11 protein-coding genes are annotated in these 13,623 nt (G+C 70.4%); 4 read left to right on the top strand and 7 right to left on the bottom strand.

Features of this window, described 5'->3' with window-relative positions:
• Nucleotides 1–55: 55 nt before the first annotated feature.
• Nucleotides 56–1,249 (bottom strand): acyl-CoA dehydrogenase family protein, encoded by a 1,194-nt coding sequence (locus EV186_RS29245; protein WP_133852703.1) that lies wholly within the window; start codon nt 1,247–1,249, stop codon nt 56–58.
• Between the two features lie 69 nt (nt 1,250–1,318).
• Between EV186_RS29245 and EV186_RS29240 the strand changes: the two genes are divergently transcribed.
• The gene (locus EV186_RS29240) at nt 1,319–2,881 is read left to right on the top strand and encodes a class I adenylate-forming enzyme family protein (RefSeq protein ID WP_133852702.1); all 1,563 of its coding nucleotides are present in this window, start codon (nt 1,319–1,321) and stop codon (nt 2,879–2,881) included.
• Here the strand turns inward: EV186_RS29240 and EV186_RS29235 are convergent.
• Nucleotides 2,874–4,238, bottom strand: coding sequence for a serine hydrolase (locus EV186_RS29235; RefSeq protein ID WP_133852701.1), 1,365 nt, complete (start codon nt 4,236–4,238; stop codon nt 2,874–2,876). The two genes, EV186_RS29240 and EV186_RS29235, sit on opposite strands and share 8 nt — an antisense overlap.
• A 117-nt stretch (nt 4,239–4,355) precedes the next feature.
• On the opposite strand from EV186_RS29235, the gene EV186_RS29230 reads away from it, so the two are divergent.
• Nucleotides 4,356–5,270 (top strand): GbsR/MarR family transcriptional regulator, encoded by a 915-nt coding sequence (locus tag EV186_RS29230; RefSeq protein ID WP_133852700.1) that lies wholly within the window; start codon nt 4,356–4,358, stop codon nt 5,268–5,270.
• Here the strand turns inward: EV186_RS29230 and purE are convergent.
• From purE to EV186_RS29205, 5 genes are read right to left on the bottom strand one after another with little or no spacing between them, the layout of a single operon-like run.
• The gene (gene purE, locus EV186_RS29225) at nt 5,267–5,773 is read right to left on the bottom strand and encodes a 5-(carboxyamino)imidazole ribonucleotide mutase (RefSeq protein ID WP_133852699.1); all 507 of its coding nucleotides are present in this window, start codon (nt 5,771–5,773) and stop codon (nt 5,267–5,269) included. The two genes, EV186_RS29230 and purE, sit on opposite strands and share 4 nt — an antisense overlap.
• On the bottom strand, nt 5,774–6,958 hold the full coding sequence (locus EV186_RS29220; protein ID WP_133852698.1) for a 5-(carboxyamino)imidazole ribonucleotide synthase: 1,185 nt from the start codon (nt 6,956–6,958) through the stop codon (nt 5,774–5,776).
• Nucleotides 6,959–6,963: 5 nt separating this feature from the next.
• Complete coding sequence (locus EV186_RS29215) at nt 6,964–8,091, bottom strand: glycosyltransferase 87 family protein (protein ID WP_133852697.1); 1,128 nt, start codon at nt 8,089–8,091, stop codon at nt 6,964–6,966.
• A complete protein-coding gene (locus EV186_RS29210; protein WP_243754350.1) occupies nt 8,088–9,386 on the bottom strand; it encodes a glycosyltransferase 87 family protein in 1,299 nt (432 codons plus the stop codon). Before EV186_RS29210 ends, EV186_RS29215 begins: the two co-directional genes overlap by 4 nt.
• A 50-nt stretch (nt 9,387–9,436) precedes the next feature.
• Entirely contained in the window at nt 9,437–10,270 is an 834-nt protein-coding gene (locus EV186_RS29205; protein ID WP_208115851.1) for a GGDEF domain-containing protein, read from the bottom strand.
• 229 nt (nt 10,271–10,499) lie between these two features.
• Between EV186_RS29205 and EV186_RS29200 the strand changes: the two genes are divergently transcribed.
• Complete coding sequence (locus EV186_RS29200; protein ID WP_133852696.1) at nt 10,500–12,779, top strand: sigma-70 family RNA polymerase sigma factor; 2,280 nt, start codon at nt 10,500–10,502, stop codon at nt 12,777–12,779.
• A 274-nt stretch (nt 12,780–13,053) separates the two neighbouring features.
• On the top strand, nt 13,054–13,617 hold the full coding sequence (locus tag EV186_RS29195) for a GtrA family protein (protein ID WP_133852695.1): 564 nt from the start codon (nt 13,054–13,056) through the stop codon (nt 13,615–13,617).
• Nucleotides 13,618–13,623: the final 6 nt, after the last annotated feature.

Here is a 13,623-nt window from a genome sequence, read left to right as displayed (position 1 = left end):
GACACACCGGGCCGGAACGGGGGACACACCTGACCTGGGTGTGGGACACGCCCGGTCAGCGCAACAGTTGGCGGGCCATGACCATGCGCTGGATCTGGTTCGTGCCTTCGTAGATCTGGGTGATCTTGGCGTCGCGCATCATGCGTTCGACCGGGAAGTCACGCGTGTAGCCGGCTCCGCCGAACAACTGCACCGCATCGGTGGTGACCTGCATGGCGGTGTCCGACGCGAACGTCTTCGCCGCGCTCGAGGCGAACGACGCGTCCGAGTCGCCGCGTTCGACCTTCGCCGCCGCCGCGTAGACCAGGTGGCGGGCCGCTTCGATCTTCATGCCCATGTCCGCGAGCATGAACTGCACGCCCTGGAAGTCGGCGATGGCCTTGCGGAACTGCTTGCGCTCCTTGACATACGCGATCGTGGCCTCCAGCGCACCCTGCGCGATGCCGAGCGCTTGCGCGCCGATCGAGTGCCGCGTGTGGTCGAGGGTGCGGAACGCCAGCTTCAGCCCCTGGCCCGGCTCGCCGATGATCCGGTCGGCCGGGATGGTGCAGTCCTCGAAGTAGATCTCGCGGGTCGGCGAGCCCTTGATGCCGAGCTTGCGCTCCTTCGGCCCGATCGAGAAGCCGGGGTCGTCCTTGTGGACCATGAACGCGGAGATGCCGTTGGCCGGCTTGTCCGCGTCCGGGTCGGACACGGCCATCACGGTGTACCAGGTGGAGATCCCGGCGTTGGTGATCCAGCACTTGGTGCCGTTGAGCACCCAGTGGTCACCGTCCAGGCGCGCCCGCGTGCGCATGGACGCGGTGTCCGAGCCGGCCTCGCGCTCCGAGAGCGCGTACGACGCCATCTCACCGGCGGCGATCGACGGCAGCACCTGCTTCTTCAGCTCTTCGGAGCCGCCGAGGATCAGGTTCATCGTGCCGAGCTTGTTGACCGCGGGGATCAGCGACGACGCCGCGCAGACCCGGGCGACCTCCTCGATCACGATGTTGGCGGCGACCGAGTCCGCGCCTTGGCCGTCGTAGGCGTCGGGGATGTGCGGGGCGTTGAAACCGGCCTTGTTCAGCGCGGCCAGGGCCTCGTCGGGGTAGCGCTCGTGCTCGTCGACCTCCGCCGCGAACGGCGCGATCTCCTTCTCCGCCAGCGCGCGAACGGCCTCGCGCACCGCCTCGTGTTCCTCACCGAGCCGGTAGAGCTCATAACCGCTGTTCACGCCGATTCCTCCCTCGCCACGGGGTCGCCCACCCATGGTAGACGGAGAACTTACCGACCGGTAACCGGCGACATACCGGCCGGTTGGTAGGTATCTTCGGAACCTATGACGTGGCCCCCGGAACTACCCAGGTCGCTCACCTACCCCGCGGTCGCCGTCGGCTCCATCCTGGACGCCGCCGCCCGCCGGTACGGCCCCCGCACCGTCTTCCAGCAGGACGCGGAGTCGTTGTCCTACAACGACTTGGCCGATCGGGCGCACCGGTTCGCGGCGGCTCTCGCCGGGCGCGGGATCGGCCGCGGCGACCGGGTCGCGCTGGTGATGCCGAACTGCCTGGCCTACCCGGTCGCGTACTACGGCATCCAGTTCGCCGGGGCCACGTTCGTGCCGGTCAACCCCCTGCTCCCGGACGCCGCACGCAACGCGCAGCTGCGTGACGCGGAGGTGGCGCTGACCGTCACGGCGGCCATGACCGACACGATGGTCGAGGCCGAGAGCACCGGGCTCGACCAGGTGCCGGTCGACCAGGTGCCGGTCGACCTCGAGAACGACCTCGCACACCTCGCCTACACCGGCGGCACGACCGGCGTGTCCAAGGGCGTGCGGCTGCCGATCCGCAACGTCGTCGTCAACACCCTGCAGAACACGTGCTGGCGGATGGGCGCCCTGCCGGTGCTCGACGACCACGGCGACGTGACCGTCGAGCAGGTCGGCTCGGAAGAGGAATGGCCGGCCCGGCTCGGCAGCGACGTGGCGATCAACCTCACGCCGTGGTTCCACGCCATGGGCACGATCGGCGGCCTGAACGGCCCGATCATGGCGGGCGCGACGCTGCACCTGCACGCCCGCCTCGACCCGCTGCACTACCTGCGGGAGGCCGAACGGCTGCGGATCACCACCATCGGCGGCGCCCCGGCGCTGGTCGCGGCGCTGCTGGCGACCGGGCGGATGGGCAAGTTCGACCTGTCGTCGGTGCGCAGCGTCAGCACGGGCGCGGCGCCGCTCAGCCTGGACACGATCGAGCGGCTGCACCGGATCCTGCCTGACGCCAAGGTGATCGAGGGCTACGGCCTGACCGAGGTGACGATGGGCGCGACGCTGAACCCGGCGTTCACCTCGGGCGTGCGCAAGCCGGGGACGGTCGGGCTGCCGACGTTCGACACCGAGCTCAAGGTCGTGGCCGAGGACAGCGAGGAGCCGCTGCCCGCGGGGGAACGCGGGGAGGTGTGCATCCGCGGGCCGCAGGTGATGACCGGCTACCACAACCGTCCCGAGGCGACGGCCGAAGTGCTGGTGGACGGCTGGCTGCACACCGGCGACATCGGGGTCCTGGACGAGGACGGTTATCTGTCCATTGTGGATCGCAAGAAGGACCTGGTGCTGTACAAGGGGTACAACGTGTACCCGCGGGAGCTGGAGGAGCTGCTGCTCGCGTTGCCGTCGGTGCGCGCGGCCGCCGTGGTGGGCAAGCCGGACGAACTGGCGGGCGAACTGCCGGTGGCGTTCGTCGTGCCCGATGGCGACTTCGACCGCGACACCGTGCTGGCGACCATCAACGAGCAAGTCGTGCACTACAAGCGGTTGCGTGACCTCCGCGTCGTGGACACCATCCCCGTGTCGGCGGCGGGCAAGGTCCTCAAGCGCGAGCTGCGGGCCACGCTCACCTAGCCGGGAGCACCCGGCAGTTGATGTGCAGGTACCGGGCCTTGCCGTCGACGAAGTCGTAGATCGCCGCCGTTTGCGTGTCCTCCAACGGATCGGTCGAGGTCACCAGGAAGTGCGTCTCGCTCACCGGGACCAGCTCGTAGGTGAGGCGTTCCGGTTTTCCGAGGAACTGCGCGTGCATCGGGTCGAGGTGGTGGACGAGGCGGAGCTTTCCGTCATGGGCGATCACCTCGTAGTGCGTGCCCGGGCGTTCGTAGACCCCGACGTACCGTGACGGGTCGAGCTCCGCCGACGGGTTCGCGGCCGGCAGGTCCGGGGCGGCGCCCAGCCCCAGGATCTCGCTGAACACCTTGCGGTACAAGCTTTCCCTGGGACTACCGTTGGTCAGCATCGCGACGGCCGTCTTCGAGTCGGGCAGGATCCGCAGCCGCGCGTTCTGGCCGACGGTGCTGCCGTCGCTCGCGTAGACGGTCTCGCCATGCCAGTCGCAGACGATGAGGCCCAGGGCCCATGCCGGCCCGAACATGTAGGGATCCGGCAGCGGCACACGGGAATGCAGCATCTCCTGCACGCCCTCGACCGAAACGACGCGCTTTCCGTTGGGCGCCACGCCGTCGTGGAGGAAGACGTGGGCGAGCGCAAGGACCTCGCGAACCGTGGCGGTGATGTTCCCGCCGGGACCGAACTCCCTTGGCAGGTAGGGGATCGGGGAGACGATGGGGCCCTCGTCGAGCGAGCGGAGCAGGTGCCCGGTGGCGGCGCGGTCCGCATCCACCTGGTCCTGGCGGGTGTTCGTGCTGGTGAGGCCCATCGGGTCGAAGAGGCGGTCACGCATGAGGTCGTCCCAGCGCTGGCCGTCGTGCACCTCGAGGATGCGGGCGAGGATCGCGTAACCGAGGGCCGCGCTGTAGCCGTGGGTGTGGCCAAGCGGGAAGACCTGGGGTGCGTCGGCGATGTTCGCGACCATGCGTTCGTAGACGTCGTCGTCTTCACCGACGTCGCCGTAGGCCTCCTCGATGCCGTTGGTGTGGTTGAGCAGGTGGCGCGGGGTGACCTTGGCGCTCACCTCCGGATCCGCGACGGCGAAGCCCGGCAGGTAGGTCGCCACCGGGGCGTCCAGGTCGAGCGCGCCCTCGTCGACGAGCTGCATGACGGCGAGCGCCGTCCAGGTCTTGGTCATGGACCCGAGCTGGTAGACGGTGCCGGTCGTGGCCGGCTCCCCGGTCGTCACGTCCTTGACGCCCACCGCGAACTCGGTGATCTCCCCGTCGCGCAGCACGCCGATCGCGGCGCTCGGGATGCCGTACTCAGCCAGCAGCTCACTGACCCGGACTCGCAGCTTCGACACATCGACAGTCATTCGCCCTCCCTTTCGAATGACCGAAAGCTACGTTGCATTTCTCGATCTATCAACGTCGGGCCTGCAATCGTTGCAACCAACTTGCGCTGAAATGCAACGCGTTGCACTGTACTGAGGGTGAACGCAAAGACTCGGCTGACCCACGAGGAGCGGCAGCAGATCGCGGGGTGGCTTGCCGAGGGTCTCGGGTACGCCGAGATCGCCCGGCGGCTCGGCCGGCCGACATCGACGATCAGCCGCGAGGTCGCCCGCAACGGCACGTCCGGCGACTACCGGGCCGAGTACGCGCAGCAAGCTGCGGGCCGGCGCGCCCGCAGGCGCAAGCCGTCCCCCGCGAGCGAGCCCGACGGCAGGACCGGCGCGGAACACGACTTCGTCGACGAGTTCGCCGGTCTGCTCGCCGCCACGGGCATGCCCCGGATGACGGCGCGGGTGTTCACGTGCCTGCTCACCGCCGAGGGCAGCCTGACGGCGGCCGACCTCGTGCGCCGGTTGCGGGTCAGCCCCGCGTCGGTGTCCAAGTCCATCGCGTACCTGGAAGGCATGTCGCTGGTGGCGCGCCAGGTGGAACCCGGCAGGCGCCGCGAGCACTACACCGTGGCCGACGACGTGTGGCTGCGGGCATGGCAGACCGACACCGGCGCGCACGGCAAGATCGCGACGACGGCACGCGATGGCGTCGACCTCTTCGGTGCCTGCACGGTCGCCGGCCGGCGACTCGCCGCGATGGCCCAGTTCTTCGGGCGGCTCAGCGAGCACATGGGCGGGAGCGTCATCGCCGAGCCGGCCGCGGACGACGCGCTGACCGTGCTCGCCGCCTTGGTGCACGCGGGCCGGCCGCTTGCCTTGAGCGCCATGGCTTCCGCGCTCGGCTGGCCCCGGGAGCGGGTGGCCGCGGCGTTGGCGGTCATCGACCGCCGGCCCGCCGTCGCGGATCCGCTGACCGTCGAGCGCATCTGGCCCGAGACCTTCACCGTCGCGGCGCGGCCGGACCGGCTCAGCCCGGCGCAGCGAAACCGGTTGCCTGGCTAGTCCGAAGGAGATTCGAGAGACGCACGCAGGGCGGCGTCCTTGGCCAGCACCAACTGTTCGAGCTCGGCCTGGAACGTGGCCATCCGCGCCCGCAACCCCTCATCCGAAGCCGCGAGGATTCGCACGGCCAGCAACCCGGCATTGCGTGCCCCGCCAACGGAAACCGTCGCCACCGGGACCCCGGCCGGCATCTGCACGATCGACAGCAGCGAATCCATGCCGTCGAGGTACTTCAGCGGCACGGGCACGCCGATCACCGGCAACACCGTCGCCGACGCGACCATCCCCGGCAGGTGCGCCGCGCCACCGGCCCCGGCGATGATCACCGACAGGCCACGCGACGCCGCCGTGCTCGCGTAGTCGAGCATGCGTTGCGGCGTCCGGTGCGCCGAGACCACGCTGACCTCGTACGAGACGCCGAACTCGGTCAGCGCCTCGACCGCGGCGCCCATCACCGGCCAGTCCGAGTCGCTGCCCATGATGACGCCAACCTGCGCGGTCACTCAACCTCCATGGATGTCATACCCGTCGGCCCACTCGCCGCGGGAAAGCCAGTGCGCCGCAAGGGAAGCACGCCTGCGCACGTCGTCGAGGTCGGTCCCGAGCATGGTCACGTGACCGATCTTGCGGCCCGGGCGCTCCTGCTTGCCGTAGTTGTGCACGTGCGCGTCGCGGAAGCGCGCGAACAGGTGGTGCAACCGCTCGTCCGGACCCATCGCGGGCGACGCGGGTGCGCCGAGCACGTTGGCCATGACGACCACCGGCGCCAGCTGGTCGGTCGCGCCGAGCGGGTAGTCGAGCACCGCGCGCAGGTGCTGCTCGAACTGCGAGGTCCGCGCGCCCTCGATCGTCCAGTGCCCCGAGTTGTGCGGGCGGGTCGCGAGCTCGTTGATCACGACGCCGTCGTCGGTGTCGAAGAGCTCCACGGCCATCACGCCGGTCAGCCCGATCCGGTCGGCGATGCGCAACGCCAGGTCCTGGATGGCGTCGGCCCGGTCCGGGTCGAGGCCGGGCGCGGGCGCCAGCACCTCGACGCAGATCCCGTTGACCTGCACGGTTTCCACCACCGGCCACGTGCCGCCCTGGCCGAACGGCGAGCGCGCGACCATCACGGCGAGCTCACGGCGCATCGACACCTTCTGCTCGACCATCAGCGGCGTGCCGGCCTCGAGCAGTTCGGCGACGGTGGTCTCGGCGGCGGCCGGGTCGTCCAGCATCCACACGCCGCGGCCGTCGTACCCGCCGCTGATCGACTTCAGCACGCACGGCCAGCCGTGCTCGTTGCCGAACTTCACCGCGTCGTCGACCGACAGGACCTCGGTGAACGGCGGCACGCCGAGGTCGGCGAGGCGTTCACGCATCAGCAGCTTGTTCTGGGCGTGGACCAGCGCCTCCGGCGCCGGGTGCACGCGGATCCCCTCGGCGACCAGCGTGCGCAGGTGCTCCCCCGGCACGTGTTCGTGGTCGAACGTGAGCACGTCCACGCTCTTGCCGAACGCGCGCAACGCCTCCAGGTCGGTGTGGCTGCCGAGGCTGGTGTTCGGGCTGACCAGGGCGGCGGGTTCGTCCAGCGAGTTCGCCAGCACGTGCAGCGACTGGCCGAGCGCGACCGCGGCCTGGTGCGTCATCCGGGCCAGCTGGCCCGCACCCACCATGCCAACGACGGGAAAGCCGGTTCGGGGGTCCACGAGGGTCAGAGCTTAGTTGAGGGCTTGCGCAGGCCCGTCACCAGGAGGAATGCCAGTCCGATCCAGACGTAGGCGTCGCCGGTGAGGTGTTGCCACCACGACCAGTTCAGCTCGGCGTAGTGCAGGTTCGGCATCAGGCCGTGCGGCCCGACGACGAACACCAGGAGCACGACCACGCCCCACCCGCGGTGCCACGCCAGCAGCAGCGGCACGGCCGCGATGATCCACACCCAGTGGTGCGACCACGACACCGGCGAACAGAGGAGCCCGACCACCGCGACCACGAGCAACGCCGTCAGCTTGTCCTCGGCGCGGCGCGCGGCCAGGTAGCCGAGCCCGACGACCACCACGCACAACAGTCCCCATAGGACGGTGCGCGGCCCGTCGGCCAGCCCGAGCCGGTACAACACGGCGTTCATCGACTGGTTGTAGGCGTAGGGGAGCTCGCCGATCCGCCCGGAGTCCCACAACGTGTGCGTCCAGTAGCGCGCCGAGTCGTGCGGGTCGAGCAACGCAACCAGTCCGGCGAATCCGAGCCCCGACACGACCGAGACCGCGGCGTCGCGCCACTGCCGCCGGGCGACGAAGTACAGGACGAACACCGCGGGCGTCAGCTTGATCGCCGCCGCGAGCCCGACCAGCAACCCGCGTGGCCACCACGTTCTGGGCAGCAGGCAATCGGCCACCACCAGCGCCATCAGGACCGTGTTGACCTGGCCGAACACGAAGTTCTGCCGGAACGGCTCGAACACGACGACCACCGCGCCGAGCGCGAGCATCGCGGTGACGCTCAACCCGCGCTCTCGGCCGACGACCAGCACCGTCACGGCGATCGCGGCGATGCTCAGCACCGTGACCAGCACCTTCGCCGCGGTCATGGTCAGCAACGACACCGGCGCGAACAACATCGCCGACAACGGCGGGTAGGTGAAGACCAGCGTCTGGTCGACCAGGATGCGCGGGAACTGCCCGTCGTAGAGCGGCTGCCCGGTGCGCCACAACAGCCCGCCCGCGCGGTACACGTTCAGATCGACGAAACCCTGGTCTCCCGGCAACGCGCCGACGACCGCCAGGAACACGAACGGGGCGAGCACCAGCACGACGGCCGGCGGCGCCCAGCGCGCAACCGTCACGCGGTCGATTCTTCCGTGCGCCGCCGCGCCATCCGCCTGCGCAGCCACCGGATGGCGAACACCAGCCCCGCGACCACGGGGACCAGCAAGTACGCGCTGCCGAGCACGAAGTCCCAGCCGTCCCAGTACATCTCGATGCCCGCGCCGGTCGGCACGATCAGGATCAGCACACAGCTGCCGAACACCGCGGCCACGCTGATCAGCCCGGCCAGCCGCATGATCCGTCCGGTCCCGGCCGGGAGGTGGTCGGGCAGGCGCGAGAGCAGGAACACCACCAGCGGCACCACCCAGACCCAGTGGTGCGACCAGGAAACCGGGCTGACCAGCAGCCCGTAGAACGCCGTGACCAGCAGCGCGGGCAACGGCCGGTGCTGGCGGTGGAAACGCCGGACCAGCACGAACGCGGGGATGGCCAGCAACAACCCGATCGCGATCGCCGCCTGCAACGTCCACGGCGCGAGCGAGCTCAACCGCGCGATCAGGCCGTTCAACGACTGGTTGCCCGCGATGTAGACCGGGCCGGTGCGGCCGGGATCGCTGACCGCCTTGCCCCAGAACAGGAGTGCGTCGTGCGGCGCGGCCGCGAACATCAGCAGCTGCAGGACGACGAACGTGCCCAACGCGCGGAAGCCGTCGGCCTTCTTGCCGGTGATGAACAGGTGCGGCACGAAGATCAACGGCGTCAGCTTGACCGCCGCCGCGACGCCGGTGAGCACGCCACCGAACTTGCGCCAGCGCCCGCCCGACTCGGTGCACACGACGAGCACGTCGAGCACGACCATCGCCATCAGGATGAGGTTGATCTGGCCGAGGCTGACCGTGCGCCACACGGGTTCGAGCGCGAGCAGCAACACGGCCAGGATCAGCGTGATCCGCGCCGGGCTCATCCAGGTGGGCATCCGCTTGACCTGCGCGACGCTCACCCGGATCACCAGCGTCATGGCCAGCACCGAGACGCCGCCGAGGATGCCCCACGCGACCTGGTTGGGCACCAGCGCGAGCGGCACGAACAGCAGCGCCGCGGTCGGCGGGTAGGTGAACGGCAGCAACGCCCAGTACGGCTCGTAGTGCAGGGTCGTCAGGTCGTAGAGCGACTCGCCGTGCAGCAGGGTGAGCGCACCCGACCGGTACACGGTGCTGTCCACACCGAGCTGCAGGTTGAGCACCGCGGCGACGATGCCGTAGCCCACCAGCAACGCCGGCACCGCGAACAGCAGGATCAGCTGCTGGGGGCGGCCGGTCGCGCGCCGTGCCGCGACCCGCAACCAGGACGGCGTCGCGTGGCGGTCGGTCACGGCAACCAGGAAACCACGACACGGTCGCCTGCGACCCAACAACCCGCCAATTATGCCTTGGCCAGCTGGTTCACCAGGTCGACGGCCGACGAATGGGTCGGCGGGAGCCGGTAGGTCCGCACCCGCGGCCGGGTCATCCGGGTCAGGTCCGCGTCCATGCCGAGCCGCTCCGCGAGCAGGAACCGCGCCCGGGTCGCCCGGTCGGCGAGCCCGTCGTCGCGCTCGGCCAGCACCGCCGCCACCGACTGCCCGAGCAGCGCGACGCTCTCACCGCCGTCGAACACGGTCCGCAGGGCGTCGGCGATCACGACCATCGCCATGAGGCGGGTGAAGCCGTTCACCGAACTCAGGTCCAGGACCACGGCGAGCAGCACGTGGTCGTCGGACGGACAGCGCCCGGTGCGCCGGCCCCGCCGATAGACCTCACCCAAACGGGTACGCAAATATTCGGCCGTGGCCAGCCCCGTGAGTGGCTCGGTCGACTCCCGGCGGGCGTTGTCCCCCGCCGTCACCTCGGCCCAGCCGAGCGCGACCGTGCGCAGGAACCTGGTCGGCAACTCGTCCGGGTCGGCGATCAACAACCCGTCCGGCGGGCCGTTCATGACCGCGTGCAAGGCGGCCAGGTCCTTGATCGTCTCGTCCAGCCCGGCACCGGACTCGGCACGCGCCTTGCCCAGCCCGAGCAGGGCGTCAGTGAGGTTCTTGTCCCGCCGCAAGATCGACGAACACACCGTGTCGACCTCGGGCAGCCCCCAGTCGCTCGGGAATCGCCAGCCGGTCGCGAAGCTCACCGTGCGCCATCGGGCGCGCAGCACCCGCGAGTCACCGTCGGAGCCGTCCGCGTCGCCGGGTGGCGACAGATGCCCCGCTTCCCGTACCGCCACCCACAGCCCTTTCCCTCGAACCGTTGTCGGATCTGGAACGCACATAACCCCCCGTCGTGACGCGAAACCGGCCATTGTTTCCGTTCGCGGTCTCGAGTTGTCCACAGGTTCGGCATCGGACGTGACGACCGCGTCGCCATCCGTCACACTGGGCGACGCCGTGGGAAGACCGGGCGTGGTGAGCAGGGGAGACGCGGGCCGCGTGCTGGTCGAGGAGTAGAGGAGTGACGTGGCCACCGTTCCTGCTGACGTGCAGGGGCCGAGCGATGCCGAGCTGATCCAGTCGGTGCGCGATGGCTCCGTGGACGCCTACGGATCGCTCTACGAGCGGCACGTGGGCGCCGCGTACAACCTCGCGCGCCAGCTCACCCGGTCCGCCGCCGAGGCCGACGACCTGGTCAGCGAGGCATTCGCCAAGGTGCTCGACACCTTGCGGGCCGGTCGCGGCCCGGACTCGGCGTTCCGCGCGTATCTGCTCACGGCCCTGCGGCACACCGCGTACGACAAGACCCGCCGCGACCGCAAGGTCGAGCTGTCCGACGACGTGTCCACGGTGTCGGGGGTCAGCCAGGCCGCGGTGAGCGTGCCGTTCTCCGACACCGCGGTGGCCGGGCTGGAGCGGTCGCTGGCCGCGCGGGCGTTCGAGCAGTTGCCCGAGCGCTGGCAGGCCGTGCTGTGGCACACCGAGATCGAAGGCCAGTCCCCCGCCGACGTCGCACCCATACTCGGGCTAACCCCCAACGGGGTTTCTGCACTTGCTTATCGGGCGCGTGAAGGCCTGCGCCAGGCGTACCTGCAGGTGCACCTCGCCGAGACCAGCGAGGAACGCTGCCGCATCTGCGCCGACCGGCTCGGCGCGTGGACCCGCGGCGGCCTCTCGAAGCGGGAGAAGGCCCAGGTCGAGACCCACCTGGACGACTGCGACCGCTGCCGCGCGCTGGCCGCCGAACTCGCCGACGTCAACGGCGCGCTGCGGGGCTTCGTCGCGCCGCTGGTGCTGGGCATCGGCGCCACCGGCTACCTGGCCGCGTCGGGCACCACGGCGAAGGCCGCGACCCTGGTCGCGGCCGGGACGACCGCGGGTGGCGCGAGCGGCGCGGCCGGCGCCTTGACCTCCGGGCCGCGGCAGTTCGTCGGGGTCGCCGCGTCCGCGACCGTGCTGGTCGCGGCGGTCGCCCTCGGCCTGACGGCGGGCGGCGGGACCCAGGAGGTCCCGGCCGCCCAGCCCCAGCCCGTGGTCCAGACCCCCACGCCCGCGCCCGCGCCGCCGGCGAAGCCGGTGCCGGCCAAGCCCGTGCCGGCGCCGCCACCGCCTCCGCCGCAGCAGCAGTCCCCGTCGTCGACGACGCCGCCTCCACCGCCACCGCCGCCGCCGAGCCCCACGCCCGGTCCGCCGAAGGTGACCGCGCAGGGCCCGAGCCAGACGATCACGCTGACGCCGGGCTCACCGGTCGACGTCCCGATCACCATCCGCAACACCGGCGGCACCGCGGCCCCGGCCCCAAGCGCAACCTTGAACCTGCCGGACGGCGTGCGCGCGATGCCGCCGACCGCGAACTTCGCGGCCCGGCCGATGCTCGACCTGGCCGGTGCCCGCGCGGTCACCGTCACCACCAACTGCCCCGGCGGCCGCGGCACGGTCACGTGCCACGCCACGCAAGAGCTGGCCCCAGGCGGCACGGCCGTGCTCAAGTTCCGCCTCGCCGCCGACGCGTCCAGCAAGGGCGGCGTGGTCACCGGCTCGGTGATGGCCGGCGCAGGCATCACGGTCAAGATCACCGTCGACGTGAAGGTGACGCCACCGCCGAGCAAGGACGACGTGCTGATCCAGGCGTCCGCGGAGTGGCTCGACCTGCTGCTGCCGGGGCTGCGCTGGAACCCGACCGTGGACGTCACGGCCCTGAACACCGGCACCAGCACCAAACCGATCACCATCCACGTCTCGGACCCGGACGCGGTGCCCCTGCCCCAGGGTGCGGTGACCCTCGCCTGCACCCGGGATGGCGGCGGCATGACCTGCACGTCGGACCCGATCGCCCCGCACCACGCGATCTTCCTGCGCTTCCAGGTGCACTGGCCGACCGTCGGCACGATCCCGAACCCGGCACCGCACCACCGTGTGGTGGCGGTGATGGCCACTCTTGGCGCCGCGTCCGACACCGCCGAGGTCCCCCTGCACTGGTGGCCGTGGCCGGTGCCGCCGCCGGACCCGCACCCCAAGCCGACGCCACAGCCGGAGCCGGGCCACAACTACAGCCCCACCACGACAACCACGCCGTCGCCGACGACCTCGCAGTCGCCGTCGTCGCCATCCAGGACCACGACCACTGCGCCCACCACCACGACGACGACCAAGAAGCCACCGGCCACCAAGCCGACCACCGGTGGCGGGAACGGCTCCGCGACCGTGGTGCCGGGGCCACCGAACTCGGGCTCGACGTGCACCTCGCCCACGTTGCCCAGCGCGCGGTTCTTATTGGAACTACTGACGGGCCAGTGCAAGCAGTAGCGAGACCCCTGCCGGCAACAAGTCCGCCGCGACAACGCACTCCACAACGAAACCGCCGCCCGCCACCGCAAACCACAAGCGCCCGAGGTTGAGGACGCGTCCGGACCCGGATCGTGCCCGAGCGCGTTGAACACATCAGCCCGAGGTTGAGGGCGCACTGGAACCACCTGCGGAGACGTTCGACCAGCGCCGATGTTGATCGATCGAGACGCACGACACCTGTAACACCCGTTCTCACGTCACCGATAAACAATGCTCGCTAGACTCCGCCGCCATGGCCGTTGTCGAAGGTGTGCTCTCGCGGTTGCCGCAGAAACTGCGCTCCGTGCTCGTCAAGCACCGCGAGATGCTCAAGTTCGCCATTGTCGGCGGCGTGTGCTTCCTGATCACCATGGCGGTGAACTACGGGCTGAAGCTCACGATCCTCAACTCCAAGCCCGTCTCCGCGCAGACCTTCGCCGTCGTCATCGCCACGATCGTGTCCTACGTGCTCTCGCGCGAGTGGTCGTTCCGGACCCGGGGCGGGCGCGAGCGCCACCATGAGGCCGCCCTGTTCTTCCTGATCAGCGGCATCAGCACGGCGCTCAACTCGGTGCCGCTGGCCATCTCCCGCTACTGGTTCGACCTGCAGGTCCCGCACGTGAGCCTGCTCGTCCAGGAGACCGCCGACTTCTTCAGCGGCATGATCATCGGCACGCTGATCGCGATGGTGTTCCGGTGGTGGGCGTTCAAGAAGTGGGTGTTCCCCCAGGCCGGAGCCCGCGTACGGGTGACGCGGCGCGAGCGGCGGTTGCGTTCGGTGACCGCCGACCCCGGCACCGGCAAGCGCGCCGCGTAGCCCCTC

Source organism: Labedaea rhizosphaerae (genome assembly GCF_004362825.1).
In the GTDB taxonomy this organism is placed as follows: Bacteria; Actinomycetota; Actinomycetes; order Mycobacteriales; family Pseudonocardiaceae; genus Labedaea; species Labedaea rhizosphaerae.
Note: the sequence above shows the minus strand (reverse complement) of the source record. Positions and strands in the feature narration are given on the sequence as shown.

What these genes read in the sequence shown, in the direction of transcription:
- EV186_RS29240 (WP_133852702.1), top strand. Translation starts at nt 1,319, where the DNA reads ATGACGTGGCCCCCGGAACTACCCAGGTCGCTCACCTACCCCGCGGTC.
- EV186_RS29235 (WP_133852701.1), bottom strand. Translation starts at nt 4,238, where the DNA reads ATGACTGTCGATGTGTCGAAGCTGCGAGTCCGGGTCAGTGAGCTGCTG.
- EV186_RS29245 (WP_133852703.1), bottom strand. Translation starts at nt 1,249, where the DNA reads ATGGGTGGGCGACCCCGTGGCGAGGGAGGAATCGGCGTGAACAGCGGT.
- EV186_RS29195 (WP_133852695.1), top strand. Translation starts at nt 13,054, where the DNA reads ATGGCCGTTGTCGAAGGTGTGCTCTCGCGGTTGCCGCAGAAACTGCGC.